This window comes from Bacillus sp. FAU18 (assembly GCF_056033885.1).
Genome location: NZ_JBVYHZ010000003.1, coordinates 1,414,997 through 1,430,712, shown reverse-complemented (window position 1 = coordinate 1,430,712; position 15,716 = coordinate 1,414,997). Strand labels below are relative to the sequence as shown.

Annotated in this window: 22 protein-coding genes and 2 pseudogenes; 19 read left to right on the top strand and 5 right to left on the bottom strand. The window is 43.5% G+C overall.

What is annotated here, in order from left to right; translation table 11 throughout:
- Positions 1-6 precede the first annotated feature (6 nt).
- Positions 7-408: a spore crust protein CgeA gene (cgeA, locus tag AC0OMU_RS07370; RefSeq protein WP_015383900.1), complete on the bottom strand. Its 402-nt coding sequence runs from the start codon at positions 406-408 to the stop codon at positions 7-9.
- Positions 409-625: 217 nt separating this feature from the next.
- Between cgeA and cgeC the strand changes: the two are divergent.
- The 14 genes and pseudogenes from cgeC to AC0OMU_RS07300 form a co-directional block, all read left to right on the top strand.
- A pseudogene (gene cgeC, locus AC0OMU_RS07365) lies at positions 626-907 on the top strand (spore maturation protein CgeC); the annotation flags it as partial.
- 64 nt (positions 908-971) lie between these two features.
- Positions 972-2,252, top strand: coding sequence for a spore maturation glycosyltransferase CgeD (gene cgeD / locus AC0OMU_RS07360; RefSeq protein WP_474241029.1), 1,281 nt, complete (start codon positions 972-974; stop codon positions 2,250-2,252).
- Positions 2,253-2,280: 28 nt separating this feature from the next.
- Entirely contained in the window at positions 2,281-3,060 is a 780-nt protein-coding gene (gene cgeE / locus AC0OMU_RS07355; protein WP_474241028.1) for a spore maturation N-acetyltransferase CgeE, read from the top strand.
- 43 nt (positions 3,061-3,103) lie between these two features.
- Positions 3,104-3,253 carry a YjcZ family sporulation protein gene (locus tag AC0OMU_RS07350; RefSeq protein WP_015251877.1) on the top strand — a complete coding sequence of 50 codons (150 nt, stop codon included), beginning with the start codon at positions 3,104-3,106 and terminating at the stop codon, positions 3,251-3,253.
- The gene (locus AC0OMU_RS07345; RefSeq protein ID WP_015714119.1) at positions 3,247-3,402 is read left to right on the top strand and encodes a hypothetical protein; all 156 of its coding nucleotides are present in this window, start codon (positions 3,247-3,249) and stop codon (positions 3,400-3,402) included. Before AC0OMU_RS07350 ends, AC0OMU_RS07345 begins: the two co-directional genes overlap by 7 nt.
- Positions 3,383-4,717: an aspartate aminotransferase family protein gene (locus AC0OMU_RS07340; protein WP_474241027.1), complete on the top strand. Its 1,335-nt coding sequence runs from the start codon at positions 3,383-3,385 to the stop codon at positions 4,715-4,717. Before AC0OMU_RS07345 ends, AC0OMU_RS07340 begins: the two co-directional genes overlap by 20 nt.
- Positions 4,718-4,723: 6 nt before the next feature.
- The gene (locus AC0OMU_RS07335; protein WP_015383896.1) at positions 4,724-5,413 is read left to right on the top strand and encodes a CoA transferase subunit A; all 690 of its coding nucleotides are present in this window, start codon (positions 4,724-4,726) and stop codon (positions 5,411-5,413) included.
- A complete protein-coding gene (locus AC0OMU_RS07330) occupies positions 5,398-6,051 on the top strand; it encodes a 3-oxoacid CoA-transferase subunit B (protein WP_015383895.1) in 654 nt (217 codons plus the stop codon). The genes AC0OMU_RS07335 and AC0OMU_RS07330 overlap by 16 nt, the downstream gene beginning before the upstream one ends.
- 8 nt (positions 6,052-6,059) lie before the next feature.
- Positions 6,060-7,370 (top strand): peptidase, encoded by a 1,311-nt coding sequence (locus AC0OMU_RS07325; protein WP_080109043.1) that lies wholly within the window; start codon positions 6,060-6,062, stop codon positions 7,368-7,370.
- A complete protein-coding gene (ablB, locus tag AC0OMU_RS07320) occupies positions 7,348-8,175 on the top strand; it encodes a putative beta-lysine N-acetyltransferase (protein WP_063335187.1) in 828 nt (275 codons plus the stop codon). The genes AC0OMU_RS07325 and ablB overlap by 23 nt, the downstream gene beginning before the upstream one ends.
- Positions 8,176-8,203: 28 nt before the next feature.
- Positions 8,204-9,619 (top strand): lysine 2,3-aminomutase, encoded by a 1,416-nt coding sequence (gene kamA / locus AC0OMU_RS07315; RefSeq protein ID WP_004399420.1) that lies wholly within the window; start codon positions 8,204-8,206, stop codon positions 9,617-9,619.
- Positions 9,616-9,894: a YokU family protein gene (locus AC0OMU_RS07310; protein WP_004399539.1), complete on the top strand. Its 279-nt coding sequence runs from the start codon at positions 9,616-9,618 to the stop codon at positions 9,892-9,894. The genes kamA and AC0OMU_RS07310 overlap by 4 nt, the downstream gene beginning before the upstream one ends.
- Before the next feature lie 86 nt (positions 9,895-9,980).
- Complete coding sequence (locus AC0OMU_RS07305; RefSeq protein WP_003231160.1) at positions 9,981-10,205, top strand: YozE family protein; 225 nt, start codon at positions 9,981-9,983, stop codon at positions 10,203-10,205.
- 147 nt (positions 10,206-10,352) lie between these two features.
- A complete protein-coding gene (locus AC0OMU_RS07300) occupies positions 10,353-11,033 on the top strand; it encodes a hypothetical protein (RefSeq protein ID WP_014477102.1) in 681 nt (226 codons plus the stop codon).
- On the opposite strand, the gene AC0OMU_RS07295 is transcribed toward AC0OMU_RS07300, so the two are convergent.
- On the bottom strand, positions 11,030-11,173 hold the full coding sequence (locus AC0OMU_RS07295; protein ID WP_003231164.1) for a hypothetical protein: 144 nt from the start codon (positions 11,171-11,173) through the stop codon (positions 11,030-11,032). The two genes, AC0OMU_RS07300 and AC0OMU_RS07295, sit on opposite strands and share 4 nt — an antisense overlap.
- Before the next feature lie 118 nt (positions 11,174-11,291).
- On the opposite strand from AC0OMU_RS07295, the gene AC0OMU_RS07290 reads away from it, so the two are divergent.
- The 3 genes from AC0OMU_RS07290 to yodL all read left to right on the top strand — a co-directional run bounded on the left by AC0OMU_RS07290 (position 11,292) and on the right by yodL (position 12,532).
- Positions 11,292-11,468, top strand: coding sequence for a YozD family protein (locus AC0OMU_RS07290; RefSeq protein WP_003231166.1), 177 nt, complete (start codon positions 11,292-11,294; stop codon positions 11,466-11,468).
- Positions 11,469-11,545: 77 nt separating this feature from the next.
- A complete protein-coding gene (pgpB, locus tag AC0OMU_RS07285) occupies positions 11,546-12,157 on the top strand; it encodes a phosphatidylglycerophosphatase PgpB (RefSeq protein WP_015483346.1) in 612 nt (203 codons plus the stop codon).
- 60 nt (positions 12,158-12,217) lie between these two features.
- Positions 12,218-12,532 (top strand): shape determination protein YodL, encoded by a 315-nt coding sequence (gene yodL, locus AC0OMU_RS07280; RefSeq protein WP_004399431.1) that lies wholly within the window; start codon positions 12,218-12,220, stop codon positions 12,530-12,532.
- Between the two features lie 39 nt (positions 12,533-12,571).
- Here the strand turns inward: yodL and AC0OMU_RS07275 are convergent, their stop codons facing one another.
- Positions 12,572-12,697: a hypothetical protein gene (locus AC0OMU_RS07275; protein ID WP_003231174.1), complete on the bottom strand. Its 126-nt coding sequence runs from the start codon at positions 12,695-12,697 to the stop codon at positions 12,572-12,574.
- A 201-nt stretch (positions 12,698-12,898) separates the two neighbouring features.
- On the opposite strand from AC0OMU_RS07275, the gene deoD reads away from it, so the two are divergent.
- A complete protein-coding gene (gene deoD, locus AC0OMU_RS07270) occupies positions 12,899-13,600 on the top strand; it encodes a purine-nucleoside phosphorylase (protein WP_003241589.1) in 702 nt (233 codons plus the stop codon).
- A gap of 82 nt (positions 13,601-13,682) precedes the next feature.
- Entirely contained in the window at positions 13,683-14,504 is an 822-nt protein-coding gene (ldcB, locus tag AC0OMU_RS07265; RefSeq protein WP_046340243.1) for an LD-carboxypeptidase LdcB, read from the top strand.
- A 70-nt stretch (positions 14,505-14,574) separates the two neighbouring features.
- On the opposite strand, the gene AC0OMU_RS07260 is transcribed toward ldcB, so the two are convergent.
- The gene (locus tag AC0OMU_RS07260) at positions 14,575-14,826 is read right to left on the bottom strand and encodes a hypothetical protein (RefSeq protein ID WP_014477099.1); all 252 of its coding nucleotides are present in this window, start codon (positions 14,824-14,826) and stop codon (positions 14,575-14,577) included.
- An 87-nt stretch (positions 14,827-14,913) separates the two neighbouring features.
- A pseudogene (locus AC0OMU_RS07255) lies at positions 14,914-15,616 on the bottom strand (class I SAM-dependent methyltransferase).
- Positions 15,617-15,716: the final 100 nt, after the last annotated feature.

The following is a 15,716-nucleotide window of genomic DNA, read 5'->3' as shown; positions in this document are numbered from 1 at the left end:
CGGATGTTATGAAAAGAACGTAACGCTTTCTACTTTGTCTACATCAATTAATGTTGTAGCTTGGCCTGCTGGAGTGACGGAGCTTTCCTGTGTTACAAATACGATCCCGTGAACCTGATCGAAAGCAACGAAGACAACCGGCCCGATCATGTCTCCCGAATCGGTTACAATGCTGATTGTCGTGCCTGGCGTAACTCTGGCAAAAATCCATCTTGCCGGAAGGGAAGGGTCTAAAAGAGATTCTGCCGTAACCGTCTCACTTTCATCTACTCTTTGATCGATGGCAGCTTCAAGCAAGTCTTTAAGATTACTATCCATGTTTTCTCCTCCTTCTGTTGCAGTTGGAAATAAAGGGCTTAAAACGGCTTTAATTAAATCCTTTTTTAACTGTGCATTTTTAGAGCTCATTACACACACCTCCTATTCGATAGTGAACTCACGTTAATCATATTCTTCCGGCTGTTATTTGGTATGAGTCGAACGCCGTACCTGATCTATTTTTCATCTATTTAAGGAAAATGCTGATTTTTTAATGGAGTGGACATAGCCTATACCATAAATCGAAGTCGCACATATTGTGAAACAGAGATAAGGATAAGGGAGAGGGATGATTTGGATTTAGAGTCGAGAAGAAAACCAAGATGAACTGCATTTTATTTTGCTTTTGCTGATTCTGCTGATACGTCAATCGTCTTCTGAAGGAAATCCATCTGACCTCAGACGCCAGCTTGTTTTTGCAAAAGAGCTGGGCGTACCGGTTTCAAAAGTCAATTTGATCAACGGAGATACACTTCAAAATGTCATCGTAAAAGAAGTTCTGACTGATTTGGTTATTTTCCAAAACCCGTTAAATAACACGAGATCTCATGTTTCACTCTCAAGTGTTGTAAGCTGGGGTGCTTTTTAAATGATGCCAGAGGCTCTGCTTGCTGCGGAGCCGTTTTTATGTTTGACGGCGGGAGGCGGTATAGATGGGAGAGAAAGTGTCTATTATTTTAACAAGTTACAACAAACCCGATTATTTGCAAAAAGCGATCGAAAGCGTGATACAGCAAACGCATGATCTTTGGGAGCTTTTTATCATGGATGATCATTCGAATGCAGAAACAACTGCGGTGATTCACAAGTATCTCCATGACCGGCGCATTCAATACCATAACAGTTTCGTGCATCCTGCAGATCGATTAAAAACAGCCCGTTATGCCACATTAATTAACAGTGCGCTCCCATTTACAGACGGCGATTACATTTCCTATCTTACTGACGACACTGTTTATCATCCTGAGCGGCTGAGCCGTATGGTGCAAGAGTTTTCACATAAGCCTGAAGCGCAGGCGGTCTATTCAAAACAAAAAGTTGTACATGTAAACGAAAGGGGAGAGGAAATCTCACATTTCTACAGAAATGCCAATGCAGTGCTTGATCAGGCCGCTTTTCAAGTTGATCATTGCTCCGTTATGCATCGCCGTTCGTTACTTAATCTCATCCACCATAAATTTGGAGGCTACTGGGATGATGATATGAAGCATTGGAATCATGGCGACGCAATTTTTTGGGCGAGACTCAACAACTTTACCCCATTTCTGCCGATAAATGAAGTATTAGACACAACCTATAAAACCCCAGATTCATTTCAAAATGCATATCGGTTTCTGCCCGCCGATTTGATTGACGGCTCTTTTGTAAAAGGTTCAGATCAAAATGTGTATTTTTTTGATCAGGGTGTAAGGCATCCTGTTGGAGAAAAGTGGGGTTTTTTGTATCTAAATCGGACTGTCGCTGTTCCAGACCCATATTTATTCCAATATAGGATTGGCAAAATTTTAAACATTCCGAATTATATTTTAGTAAAGGAAGCTGACCATCCTGCAATATTTTATATCGAGGCCGGAAAAAAAAGGCGAATTGTGGACCAGTATGCGTTGCAATTTTATCAATTTCAAAGAAAAGACATAGTGACAATTGGAAAAGAAGAGATGGAGGCGCTTCCGGAAGGGCCGCCGATTACGTGGAAACGATCTGAATTGATCAAAAATCCGCCTGGCCGACGTCTGTTTTTCATCGAACGCGAGCCGTTTTTGTTTCTAAATGGCGTCTTTCACCCGATTAGTGAACAAGTAACAAGGAAGTTTTTTTTACATCAGAAGCCAATCTCCGCTTCTTTCCGAAATATTCAGCAATTTCCAATTGGAAAGCCGTTTTATCCGGTGTACGATGAGATTATAAAGAAATTGAATATTGCAACAGAGTAAAGGTATAGGTCATAAAAAGGAGACGTTCATGACAGGACATTATTCAAAAACGGAACATCAATATATATTGTTAACGTCTGAATCGGCATCGTTTGATCATTACAGCGTATACAGAGATCCGCAGCTTCCGCAAATTTTTTCTCATAACTTTGTTCAGCTCCATGATACGTTTCCATTGGAGCGGTTACTTAACTTTTTACCCTCCGTACCAAAGCTGCTTGATGCGAATTATCTCCATTTAAAAGCGTCGCCGCAGCATGTTTTTCCGCTCGGTTTGAAGCAGTCGCTTGTAAAAAGCGGTTTTGTCGTCGAGGATGAGCTACTATATGACATGAAGCTTAGTGACTGGAAGGGGCAGATGGGACATCCTTTAACCGCATGGGGGACGGCAAAAAGTCTTAGCGACGGATCTTCTATTATGAAAATTTACGATTCCATTTATATTGGAGAAGCAATCGCTGAACAAAAATTAAAAAGAAAATATCCTTTCTATGAAGCAGGTATAATCATTCTTGTTGTTTGTTACAGCGACCAGGCACAGAAAGTTCCAATTGGGTGCGGCGAGCTGTTTATCGATCATCAAGAGAAATCGGCTAAAATCGAAGAAGTGGCAATTTTAGATCAGTTTCAAAGGAAGGGCTACGGCAGTATCTTAGTGAAAGAAATGCTGTCCATCGCCAAATCACTAGGAATGGAAGCAGCCTACTTAGTGGCTGCAAGCACTGACGGTGCAACTCAGTTTTACGAAAAGCTGACGTTTAAAAAATATGAGCGGGTGCATACTGTATTTCATTATTTCCTTACATGAAATAGGCGTTTGCACAAACCATTTGGGACTTGGCCCGCATAAAATGCCGTATATCGTGATAAGAAAGGATGAAAACAGTATGTATGGATACTCTGGGTACGGTTACGGATTTGGCTGCGGGACAAATACATTTGTGTTAATTGTTGTCTTGTTCATTTTATTAATTATTGTTGGAGCCGCTTTTATTTGCTAGATGCTGAAATTCCAAAAGAGCCTTCCCTATTAGGAAGGCTCTTTTTATGTGAAAAAGTTTTTGCGGGGAACGTCATGCCGCCATTTGGACACTCATACAATATGGTAAAAGGGGTTTTGAGGTGGGAGCATGAGCAGTTATTTGATTAAGCCAGAGCTTAGCTCGGCCTATCCGGTTGTCAGTTTTGCGAAGGGTTCATATGTTTATGATCAGACCGGAAAAAAATATCTCGACGGCTCGTCAGGTGCGGTGACATGTAATATCGGCCACGGAGTTCGTGATGTGACTGAGAAGCTGAAAGAACAGCTTGATCAGGTGTCTTTTGCATACCGCTCACAGTTTACGAGTGAGCCCGCCGAGCAATTAGCCGCTCTCTTGGCACAGGAGCTGCCCGGAGATGTGAATTGGTCTTTTTTTGTCAACAGCGGATCAGAAGCGATAGAAACAGCTATGAAAATCGCCATTCAGTATTGGCAGGAAAAAAAGCAACCACAAAAATCCATCTTTTTGTCTCGATGGAGCAGTTACCACGGAATAACTTTGGGAGCGCTTTCATTGTCTGGTTTTTATGAAAGGAGATACCGGTTCACCCATCTCATTGAGCGGTATCCAGCTATCTCAGCTCCACATATTTATCGGCTGAATCACGAGACAGAAGAAGACTTTGTTCAGACTGCAGCTGATGAACTGGACACTATGATCAAAAGAATCGGAAGCCAGTTCATCGCCGGCTTTGTGGCTGAGCCTATTATTGGTGCTGCAGGGGCAGCGATTACTCCGCCTCCGGGATATTATGAGAGATTAAGTGAGGTATGCCGCACACACGATGTGCTTTTTATTGCAGATGAAGTGATGACGGGGCTTGGGAGAACAGGAAGGATGCTCGCGACAGAGCATTGGGACACCGTACCTGATCTTGCTGTACTGGGGAAGGGACTCGGTGCGGGGTATGCGCCTATTGCAGCTGCCGTCGTATCTGATTCTATTATTGAAACGATAAAACAAGGGTCAGGTGTGATTATGAGCGGTCACACATATAGTGCACATCCCTATTCAGCCAAAGCTGCTCTTGAAGTTTTGCGATATGTGTTAAAGCACGGCTTGATCAAACAATCAGAAAAAAAGGGCGCTGTGCTGAAGAAAAAGCTTGATGAGGCGGCATCTCAAAGCGGCATTATAGGTGATGTGCGCGGAAAAGGACTGCTATTAGGCGTTGAATTTGTAGCAGACCAAAAAACGAAGAAAATATTCCCGCCAGAGCAGGCGGTAACTCAGATTATTGTCAGCGAGGCGAAAAAACGCGGGCTGATTGTTTATCCTTCCAAAGCTGGAATAGACAGTGGAGAAGGAGATGCTGTCATTATTGCTCCTCCTTTTACCATTTCAGACGGTGAAATGGAAGAGCTTATCTCTATTTTTTCAGAAACTGTTGCAGCGGTCGAAAAAAACTTAAAAAAGGATTGACATTAAATGGCGCCATTTCAAAAAGCAATCAGCATGGACACAGCAATTGCAGATGTTCGGGATGGATCGGTTCTGATGTTTGGCGGTTTTGGGGGAGTCGGGTCGCCTCCTTCATTGATTGAAGCGATATTGGACAGCGGTGTAACGGATTTAACTGTGATTTGCAATGACGCCGGTTTCCCGGATATCGGGATCGGCCCGCTTATTGTTAATCAACGGGTCAAAACCCTGATCGCCTCGCATATCGGTTCCAATCCTGTAGCCGGAAAACAGATGACAGAGGGGACGTTAGAGGTTCAATTTTCACCTCAGGGAACGCTTGCGGAACGGATTCGCGCCGGCGGAGCGGGGCTTGGCGGTATTTTAACCGATGTGGGCATTGATAATCCAATGGTTTGCGAAAAAAAGGACATCGTAACAGTGGCGGGAAAACGATACTTGATTGAAGAGGCGTTGACGGCTGATTTTGCTTTCATCAATGCTTACATTGCAGATGAATTCGGCAATCTAACGTATGACAAAACCGCGCGCAATATGAATCCGCTTATGGCAATGGCCGCCAGGAGAACCTTTGCCGAAGCTGAGCGTATCGTTCCGAAAGGTGAGATTTCTGAAGAAATGATTGTCACACCGGGGGTTTTTGTTGAGGGGGTTGTACGAAGCGAGGGAGTGAAGTGGAAATGGGCTTGGGAGTAGCAGAAAGAGAACAGATTGCAAAACGGGCTGCTACTGAAATTAAGCAGGGCATGATTGTGAATCTCGGTATCGGTATCCCATCCTTGGTACCGAACTTTTTGCCGCCTGACATGCAGGTCATGTTTCAAGCGGAAAACGGTGTCCTTGGCATTGGAGAAAGTCCCGAAAAGGGAGAAGAGGATGCGCATTTATGCAACGCTGCGGGATATCCTGTCCGCGCTGTAAAAGGGGCGTCTTATTTTGATACAACCATGTCTTTTGCGATGATCAGAAAAGGCAAAATTGACATTACGATTTTAGGCGCCCTGCAGGTGAGCCAATCAGGAGATTTGGCAAATTGGCTTGTTCCGGGAAAAAAGGTGCCTGGTATGGGCGGGGCGATGGAGCTTGCCCAAAAAGCGAAAAAAGTGGTTGTCGTCATGAGTCATACAGATCAAAAGGGAAGGCCTAAATTAACAGAAAGATGTACGCTGCCATTAACTGCTGCAGGCTGTGTAGATTTGATTATTACCGAAAAAGCGGTTCTTGAGGTCGATAGCCATCACTTCATTTTAAAAGAGCTGATGAATGGCTCGACAATTGATGAGGTGACGAGGCTGACAGAAGCTGAAATCAAAATAGATATGCCTTTTTCTTAAAAGGGGGAATGAGGATGCAAGACATTGAAAGAAAAGTAATCGGGTGGCTTGATCAGCATTCGGCCAAAGCCATTCGTCTTCTCAAAAGGCTGATTGGGGAAAAAAGCACATTGGGGTCAGAGTTTAACGCCCAAGCTGTTGTGCTTGAAAAGCTGCGGCAATTTCATATGGACATTGATGTATGGGAGCCAAGCATAAAGCAATTAAAACAGCATCCCTACTTTAAATCTAACCGATCCGATTTTCATGAGAGCCCGAATATCGTGGCTAAAAAAACGGGAGCCGGCGGAGGCAGGTCCCTGATTTTGAACGGCCATATCGATGTTGTGCCTGAAGGAAGCGTAAAGGATTGGAAGTATGAACCGTATCAAGCTGTCGAAGAAAACGGTAAAATATACGGCCGCGGCTCAACGGATATGAAGGGAGGCAATACAGCCCTTCTTTTTGCTTTAGAAGCCCTGCACGCCTGCGATGTCAAACTGAAGGGAGATGTATTGTTTCAGAGTGTTGTAGATGAAGAGTGCGGCGGCGCCGGTACACTGTCCGCCATCATGAGAGGCTATCGTGCTGACGGGGCGCTGATTCCTGAACCGACGAATATGAAACTATTTATTAAGCAGCAGGGTTCGATGTGGTTTCGGATCACTGTGAAGGGATTATCCGCACATGGGGGCACACGCTACGAAGGGGTAAGCGCGATTGAAAAAAGCATGCACGTTATCACAGCGATACAAGAGCTGGAGAAAGTCCGCAATGCGAGAATTTCAGATCCGCTGTATGACAATATCCCAATACCGGTACCGGTGAATATCGGCACCATCTCGGGCGGTGCCTGGCCATCTTCAGTTGCAGACCGTGTCGTCATAGAAGGGAGATGCGGAATTGCTCCCCATGAGAAACCAGAAGCTGTAAAACTTGAATTGGAAAACTGGCTGAAGGATTTAGAATACCATGACGAATGGTTTAAACGCCATCCCGTACAAGTCGAATGGTTTGGGGCTCAATGGCTGCCGAATGATTTACCTGATAATCACCCTTTAATTTCTGTGCTGCAATCAGCCTATCAAAAAATGAAACAGACAGAGCCGATTATTGAGGCTTCCCCGTGGGGAACGGATGGAGGGCTTTTGTACCATGCAGGAGATACACCAGTGATCGTTTTCGGGCCGGGGGAAACAAAAACGGCTCATCAGGCCAATGAATACATTGAGGTTGAAGCCATGATAGAATCTGCTAAAATTATTGCACTTTTTGTCATGGATTGGTGCGGGCTTCATACAGATGGGGAGGATGCGGATGCTCAAGTCAATAAAGAGTAGCGGTGTCACAGCAGTTTTGGACCATGACGGCTTTAATAAACGAATCAGAGTGGTCCGTTATGACGGAGCTATTGAGAAGGCCCTGCCGGATATCGTGGCAGCGGCAAAAGAAGAGAATGCAGAAAAAATCATTGTCTATGCGAAGCAGCATGATGAGCCGATCCTTGCCAAACAATTATTTGCGCCGGAGGGCTATCTAAAGGGCTATTATCTCGGCTATTCGGCTTGTGTCATGGTACGTTACCTTTCAGAAAGCCGGAGACAAACAGATTCTTATACAGAGGAACAGGAGATCATCGAAGCCATATATCGCACAGCGCCCCGTCTTCGCAACGACAATACACCCGTTTTTACGATGAGAAAAGCAGAAACAAACGACATGTACCAGCTATCGATGCTGTATAAAAAAGTATTCCGCACGTACCCAACCCCGGTATTTGACCCCGCTTATATTGAAAAGACGATGAATGCAAATACGGTGTATTATATCATGCTTGATCATGACCGCCTGATCAGCGCAGCAAGCGCAGAAATCAATCCAGAGCTTGGGCATGCAGAAATAACCGATTGCGCTGTGCTGCCGGAATATCGCGGCCATTCGCTAACAAGCTTTTTAATCGAGGCGTTAGAAAAAGAAATGGCTGGAAAGGATATCTTTCATGTATTTTCTCTCGCCCGTGCTTCGTCTTTTGGGATGAATGCTGTGTTGTACCATTCAGGTTATCAGTATGGCGGAAGGCTGATCAATAATTGCTTTATAGCCGAAGGCCTTGAAAACATGAATATTTGGTGCAAGCAACTGTAAGTCAAAATATGCGCGAGGAGGAGTTCGTTTGAAAAACAAATGGTATAAACCGAAACGGCATTGGAAGGAGATCGAGTTATGGAAGGACGTTCCGGAAGAGAAATGGAACGATTGGCTTTGGCAGCTGACACACACTGTAAGAACGTTAGATGATTTAAAGAAAGTCATCAATCTGACCGAGGATGAAGAGGAAGGCGTCAGAATTTCTACCAAAACTATCCCCTTAAATATTACACCTTACTATGCTTCTTTAATGGACCCCGACAATCCGAGATGCCCGGTACGCATGCAGTCTGTGCCGCTTTCTGAAGAAATGCACAAAACAAAATACGATCTGGAAGACCCGCTTCATGAGGATGAAGATTCACCGGTACCCGGTCTGACACACCGCTATCCCGACCGTGTGCTGTTTCTTGTCACGAATCAATGTTCCATGTACTGCCGCTACTGCACAAGAAGGCGCTTTTCCGGACAAATCGGAATGGGCGTCCCCAAAAAACAGCTTGATGCTGCAATTGCTTATATCCGGGAAACACCCGAAATCCGCGATTGTTTAATTTCAGGCGGTGATGGGCTGCTCATCAACGACCAAATTTTAGAATATATTTTAAAAGAGCTGCGCAGCATTCCGCATCTGGAAGTCATCAGAATCGGAACAAGAGCGCCCGTCGTCTTTCCACAGCGCATTACCGATCATCTGTGCGAGATATTGAAAAAATATCATCCGGTCTGGCTGAACACCCATTTTAACACAAGCATCGAAATGACAGAAGAATCCGTTGAGGCATGTGAAAAGCTGGTGAACGCGGGAGTGCCGGTCGGAAATCAGGCTGTCGTATTAGCAGGTATTAATGATTCGGTTCCAATTATGAAAAAGCTCATGCATGACTTGGTAAAAATCAGAGTCCGTCCTTATTATATTTACCAATGTGATCTGTCAGAGGGAATCGGGCATTTCAGAGCTCCTGTTTCCAAAGGTTTAGAGATCATTGAAGGGCTGAGAGGTCATACCTCAGGCTATGCGGTTCCTACCTTTGTCGTTGACGCACCAGGCGGCGGCGGTAAAATCGCCCTGCAGCCAAACTATGTACTGTCACAAAGTCCTGACAAAGTGATCTTAAGAAATTTTGAAGGTGTGATTACGTCATATCCGGAACCAGAGAATTATATCCCCAATCAGGCAGACGCCTATTTTGAGTCTGTTTTCCCTGAAACCGCTGACAAAAAGGAGCCGATCGGGCTGAGTGCCATTTTTGCTGACAAAGAAGTTTCGTTTACACCTGAAAATGTAGACAGAATCAAAAGGAGAGAGGCATACATCGCAAATCCGGAGCATGAAACATTAAAAGATCGGCGTGAGAAAAGAGATCAGCTTAAAGAAAAGAAATTTTTGGCGCAGCAGAAAAAACAGAAAGAGACTGAATGCGGAGGGGATTCTTCATGAAAACATGCGAGTGGTGCGGCGAGCTTGAAGCGGTGCCCGGCAGGAACACGGTGTACTGGGAGCTCCCTGATGGAACGAGGGCTATAGAACTGACAGACACCCCTGCCATGGTATGTTCTTCCTGCGGTATGACTTATCAAGAGGAAAACACGGTTAAGGAGATTGAGGATCAGCTGCTTTTAATTCAAACAAAAAAACTACCTGAAAGCCTGACATATCAACAGCTCATGGAGACAGAAAGAATTTTGAAACGCAACTATTTTGACTTCTCCTGAGTCATGTTTCAGTATTCTTTTGTTGTAATTTTACACTTGAACTGTATAATAGAACAACAAAAGACAGACACCAGGAGGGGAAACCCATGAAATCCTTTTATCACTATTTATTGAAATACAGACACCCTAAGCCGAAGGACAGCATCAGTGAATTTGCCAATCAGGCGTATGAGGATCACAGCTTTCCAAAAACATCAACCGATTATCATGAAATCAGTTCATATTTGGAGCTGAATGCTGATTACCTTCACACGATGGCGACGTTTGATGAAGCTTGGGATCAATACGAGTCTGAAGTGCACGGCAGATAATAGCTGTTTCATCCGCAGATCACTGCGGATTTTTTTATGTCTCCCATGCCATAATTGGATATTTCCTTTGGTTTTCATGCCCATGCGAATTGGCTTCACCCGGCATACGATAGCGTATGAGAAATGTTGCGGCGAGGGGGAGACACCATGAAGCAAAATAAACCGAAATTCCAAGTAGGGGATATCGTAGTCGTCATTATGTATGGAACAGTCGGCACCATCACAAAAGTACACCAAATTGATAAACACTATCTTTATGAAGTCAATCATAACGAAGTTTTATACTTTGAATCATCTATTCAGCTTTATAAAGATTATGAGGGTGTCATTGTCGACATGGAGAAGCTTGATATTGAGTATGAATTCCTTATTGGGGACGTTGTTTATGTAAAAGACTATGGAAAAGAACTCTTTCGCATTATCGGCCATAGAACAGAAATTTGGAGATATTTAGAAGATGGCTGGGAAGATATCATTTATGAGCTGACCCGTTTAAAGGATGGAGAGTGGCTTGAAACGGAGGAAGAGGATCTCACGCTGGTGCTTAGAAAATATGAAATGGACCAGTTTGTGCATCAGCTGTTGTTTGTCCATTATGTCGGAGAAACTGGCCATGAGATCGGCGAAGATATCGCATCGTCTGCTCTTCTTCAGTTTGAAGGCGATGATGAAGATCAAGATACCCTTCACATCCTTGCTGTGTCAATTGTTGATGAGCTTCTGGATATTTATAATGACTACAAAATTCTGTACGAAATGTTTCAGGATGAAGAATATAAAGACATGATGATGTTTGTTTTGGAAAGTTTAAAAGAGCATTTCAGTTAGTTTGTGAACATACGGATCAAGACATATAAAAAATATGGCAGACAGCCCCAAATCATCACACGCGTCATTCCTTTGAGCGTTTTTTCCATTATGATATCAAATCTTTCTCCGTCCAGTGCTTCCATCATTTTAGCAATCATAGCGTCAGCCTCCCATGGCTCGTTTTTTATTCAATATATGACTGAAAGAATTGTTTAGAACACCGGGTATAATTCAGCCTGTTTTTTCATAAAACATAAAAAAGGAGGCGGTACGGAGATGAAAGAAATAGATCTTGTGATTGATACGGAAGAAATCGCTGAATTTTTTTACAGAGAGCTTGCAAGACGGGGCTACATACCGAGTGAGGATGAGCTGTTTGAAATCGCTGATATTACCTTTGATTATTTGATAGAAAAATGTATGATAGATGAAGAGCTGGATGAAGATGAGTGAGGCTTAAAACCGGAGCGGTCAGCTCCGGTTTTATTATTCATGTTCTATGACTTTTGAAAAAATTGAGGTGGTTGAAATTGTACAAGCCCGTTAGTTTGTTTCTTTTCTTTCTCATTCTAGCTGCGGCCATTCATACAAATGCTGTTCAATCTGCAGATGAAGCAATAAGCAGGGCAGCTGTTTTGATCCGTCAGCCATGGCTTAATGAAGTCATGACGGGGATCACGCATCTTGGTGCTTCTTCTTTTCTGCTCCCTCTAATTGTCATCATTGGAGCAGGCCTGTTTTTCTACAGAAAAACATGGGACGGCCTGTTGATGCTCTTAGTATTCGGCACAGATCGGCTGTTAAACAAAGTCTTAAAAGAATGGATCGAAAGAGTGAGGCCTGATTTTGCACCGCTGGTTCATGAATCATCCTTCAGTTTTCCGAGCGGCCATTCCATGAATGCTGCTTGTGTCTATCCTGTTATTGCTTACTTTTTAGTGAAACATCTCCCGTTTTTGTCCAAGCATAAAAAAATGGTATATATCATAGCCGGTGTAATTACTGTTTTAGTCGGCATAAGCAGAGTGTATCTGGGGGTTCATTTTGTGACAGATGTGTTAGGAGGCTTTAGCCTCGGCTTGCTTCTGTTTTTCCTAGTAAAAGGTTTTGACGAAAAGATTAAGCGGTTTCGACAAAAATAGAGAGAGGAAAACACAGCAAAAACGCCAATATGTTAAAGAAATAAAAGGGAGGGGATCTTGATGATGTTATCCGTGTTTAAAAAGAAGTCTTGTTCCTATGACGTGACAATATTTCAGACACCCCGGTTTGGCGAAAAAAAGGGCTACAGAGCCGTCTATCGAACTGAACTGAACGGGAGCGATCATCAAGACGTGCTGAAAAGAGCATTCTCTTTGTTTAATGTATTCGACACTGTTCCGAGTGATTATGATGCAAGATTCATGGCCACAGGGGACGTGATCTTGATTGATGAAGGCAGAAAAGGGAAAACATACTATCAACTGCTTCCCGCCGGCTGGAGGAAAATCAATCGTCTGATTGTACAAACGACATAATGAAAAGAAAACTGCGGAAACCCGCAGTTTTCTGCAGTTTTAAGGCTTGCGTTTGGCAGCAGAATATTCTTTCCCGTGTGCTTCTTCAGCTGCAATGATATCTTTTTCAGGTATATGATTGTTCTTTTTTTGGCCGGTGATCCGGTTGCGATGTTTTTTACCCATGTCCCACCCCTCCTTCCTGCGGTTAGGTTTTCAAATTAACACCCCGATTATCCGTTTTTCTGAGGAAGTGCCTAACAGATCCTCGAACATTTCTTTTTTCGACATATTCCTTTATAATCAATGCTGAAGTTTGTTTCATCATGACATTCGTTGTAAAATGGACGGGCTGGATGATAATTTAGATTTACAGGAGGATATGAGATGAGTGTACATATAGGTGCTGAAAAAGGACAAATTGCGGATACAGTGCTTTTGCCGGGAGATCCTCTCAGAGCAAAATTTATTGCAGAAACGTATCTTGAAAATGTAGAATGCTACAATGAAGTCAGAGGCATGTATGGATTTACGGGTACATATAAAGGTAAAAAAATCTCAGTACAAGGCACGGGAATGGGCGTTCCGTCTATTTCAATTTATGTGAATGAATTAATTCAAAGCTACGATGTGCAAAATCTAATAAGAGTCGGTTCTTGCGGCGCTATTCGAAAAGATGTCAAAGTGCGAGACGTCATTTTGGCGATGACCTCCTCAACTGATTCACAAATGAACAGAGTCGCTTTTGGAAGCATTGATTTTGCGCCTTGCGCAGATTTCGAACTTTTAAAAAATGCCTATGATGCCGCAAAGGATAAAGGTGTGCCGGTGACTGTAGGAAGCGTATTTACAGCTGACCAGTTCTACAACGACGATTCGCAAATTGAAAAACTTGCAAAATACGGTGTGCTTGGCGTTGAAATGGAAACAACTGCATTGTATACATTAGCAGCGAAGCACGGAAGAAAAGCCCTGTCAATTCTCACCGTGAGTGATCACGTATTAACAGGAGAAGAAACGACAGCGGAAGAGCGTCAAACGACATTTCATGATATGATAGAAGTGGCTTTACATTCCGTATCACAATAAAATATATCAAGAGGCGTGCTGGGTGCCGGCAGCCTCTTCTTTATGAATGCGGAAACGATTGATAAAAGGAAGGTAATGTAATATGAAAAAGTCCGGTAAATGGTTCTCACTGGCTGCCGCTCTGAGTGTAACGGCAATAGTCGGAGCCGGCTGCAGCATGTCGAACGGTGATGCTCAAAAGGATACGAAAACCACAGCAGAAACAAAGCAAACAGAACAAAAAACAGCTGACAGCAAAAAATCAAACACTCAAAACAGTGAGTTTTCATTGGAAAGCCAGTATTTCAATGATATTAAAAAAGTCGATGGTCTGGAAACCATTCAAAATCCAGAAAATGTACTCGCGCTTGTCAATAAACAATATGCACTGCCCGGAAACTATGAACCTAGCGATCTTGTCATACCTGATGTAGAGTTTTCTTTTGAAGAAAAGATTCAAAAACGTTACATCAGAAAAGAAGCGGCCGACGCATTAAAAACAATGTTCGATGCTGCCAAAAAGGAAGGCTATGAACTGGCAGCTGTCTCAGGGTACCGTTCGTATGACAGACAGAAAGTCATTTTTGACAATGAAGTAAGCCTAAAAGGGGAAAAGAAGGCAAAGGAAGCGGTCGCTTACCCGGGTGAAAGCGAGCATCAAACAGGCCTTGCGATGGACATTTCGAGCCGGAGCAATGGCTTTGAGCTAAATGAAGCGTTCGGAAGCACGGCAGACGGGAAATGGGTGCAGGACAATGCTTATAAATATGGCTTTATCATTCGCTATCCGAAAAATAAAGAAGATATCACGAAATATGAATATGAGCCATGGCATCTGCGCTATGTAGGCAAAAAAGCCGCAAAGGTCATCCAAGATAATGATTTAACGCTTGAAGAGTACTTTGAAAAAGTGAAGAAAATTTAAAATGAAAAGCCCGCTTATACTAGATAAGCGGGCTTTATTGTGTCTGGTGAATCTAGCATTTGTTCTATGCTTACCAGAAGAATAAACCAGCAAGAGCGACCCCTGTAATTAAACCGAGGGAAATACCGTAAGCTGCTCCGTATCCCCAATAACCGCCCCAATATCCGTAACCGAAACCTCTTGGCCCTCCGCCGGTCGGAGCTATAAAAACTCTGTCTCTTGTTACACGGGTAATTCTGCCGACGTGAACTCTCCCGCCTCTCTCTGTAATTCTGACGACTTTACCTTGATGGTTTTTGCAAAGATGATAATATCTCTCCAATATTGTTCCCCTCCTATCCTGACTTTCTATCAGCATATGATAGATAGGAAAAAAAGGTTGGACGAAAACAGGGGGCGATACGCCGTTTTACTTGTACGCGATAAAAATACAATGACCCATGTACTCACTATATAACTGCATGAGCTGATAATGTGTTTGAAGCGTATCGTAATAGATGGGATCAATCGTTTGCGATAAATCCATTTCTGTGGTTGGTTCAAATTCCATGTCTTCCGGAAGAAGTGTCATCGCTTCTGTTTTTTGAAAGCCATAGGATCTTAGGAGTTTATGCCATTCGCTTTCTTCATGTAAGCAAGTAAATCCGTAAAAATCCATCATTTGCTTCTTTTCTGCAGGGGGCATCGGTTTTTTTAAAGCAGCTTCGATACCAATCAGCATCCCGACGGGTTTTAAAACTCTTGAAATTTCTTGAAGAGAGGATGTCAGTCGTGAAAAACTGAGGACCGATTCTGACAGGACGCAGGAAAAGGACTCAGAAGAAAACGGGAGATGTTCCAGCTCCGCCTGATATGCAGGGATGGCAAGCCCTTCATTCGCAAATCTTTTTTTTCGCTTTCTCAAGCATAATAGGATCTTTATCAACGACTGTTACAGGATACAGCAAATGTCCTAAATAAGCCGCCGTTTGCCCTGTTCCGCATCCGGCATCAAGAATCGGCTGATCCGGGGAGGGCGCAGCCTTTTGCAAGACCGCTTTTGAAAAAGCCAGCCCGCCTGGGTGCGCCCCTGCGACACCGAATAAGGACAGCATTTCTAAATATCGGCTCAATATCGAATCCTCCTTTTTCCTTATCATATGTCGTATAAAGACATAGGTTTATGAAAAGCAAAAGAAGGGCGTTTCTCTTTCATTTCTGCTCCGAGTTGAC

Bases quoted from the DNA above. Each gene is read 5' to 3' on its own strand.
- AC0OMU_RS07310 (WP_004399539.1), top strand. From the start codon at position 9,616: ATGAAAACATGCGAGTGGTGCGGCGAGCTTGAAGCGGTGCCCGGCAGG.
- yodL (WP_004399431.1), top strand. From the start codon at position 12,218: ATGATGTTATCCGTGTTTAAAAAGAAGTCTTGTTCCTATGACGTGACA.
- deoD (WP_003241589.1), top strand. From the start codon at position 12,899: ATGAGTGTACATATAGGTGCTGAAAAAGGACAAATTGCGGATACAGTG.
- cgeA (WP_015383900.1), bottom strand. From the start codon at position 408: ATGAGCTCTAAAAATGCACAGTTAAAAAAGGATTTAATTAAAGCCGTT.
- AC0OMU_RS07325 (WP_080109043.1), top strand. From the start codon at position 6,060: ATGAGGATGCAAGACATTGAAAGAAAAGTAATCGGGTGGCTTGATCAG.
- AC0OMU_RS07275 (WP_003231174.1), bottom strand. From the start codon at position 12,697: ATGGGTAAAAAACATCGCAACCGGATCACCGGCCAAAAAAAGAACAAT.
- ablB (WP_063335187.1), top strand. From the start codon at position 7,348: ATGCTCAAGTCAATAAAGAGTAGCGGTGTCACAGCAGTTTTGGACCAT.
- AC0OMU_RS07340 (WP_474241027.1), top strand. From the start codon at position 3,383: ATGAGCAGTTATTTGATTAAGCCAGAGCTTAGCTCGGCCTATCCGGTT.
- AC0OMU_RS07290 (WP_003231166.1), top strand. From the start codon at position 11,292: ATGAAAGAAATAGATCTTGTGATTGATACGGAAGAAATCGCTGAATTT.
- AC0OMU_RS07335 (WP_015383896.1), top strand. From the start codon at position 4,724: ATGGCGCCATTTCAAAAAGCAATCAGCATGGACACAGCAATTGCAGAT.
- AC0OMU_RS07300 (WP_014477102.1), top strand. From the start codon at position 10,353: ATGAAGCAAAATAAACCGAAATTCCAAGTAGGGGATATCGTAGTCGTC.
- AC0OMU_RS07330 (WP_015383895.1), top strand. From the start codon at position 5,398: ATGGGCTTGGGAGTAGCAGAAAGAGAACAGATTGCAAAACGGGCTGCT.
- AC0OMU_RS07305 (WP_003231160.1), top strand. From the start codon at position 9,981: ATGAAATCCTTTTATCACTATTTATTGAAATACAGACACCCTAAGCCG.
- AC0OMU_RS07350 (WP_015251877.1), top strand. From the start codon at position 3,104: ATGCCGTATATCGTGATAAGAAAGGATGAAAACAGTATGTATGGATAC.
- AC0OMU_RS07295 (WP_003231164.1), bottom strand. From the start codon at position 11,173: ATGATTGCTAAAATGATGGAAGCACTGGACGGAGAAAGATTTGATATC.
- cgeE (WP_474241028.1), top strand. From the start codon at position 2,281: ATGACAGGACATTATTCAAAAACGGAACATCAATATATATTGTTAACG.
- ldcB (WP_046340243.1), top strand. From the start codon at position 13,683: ATGAAAAAGTCCGGTAAATGGTTCTCACTGGCTGCCGCTCTGAGTGTA.
- cgeD (WP_474241029.1), top strand. From the start codon at position 972: ATGGGAGAGAAAGTGTCTATTATTTTAACAAGTTACAACAAACCCGAT.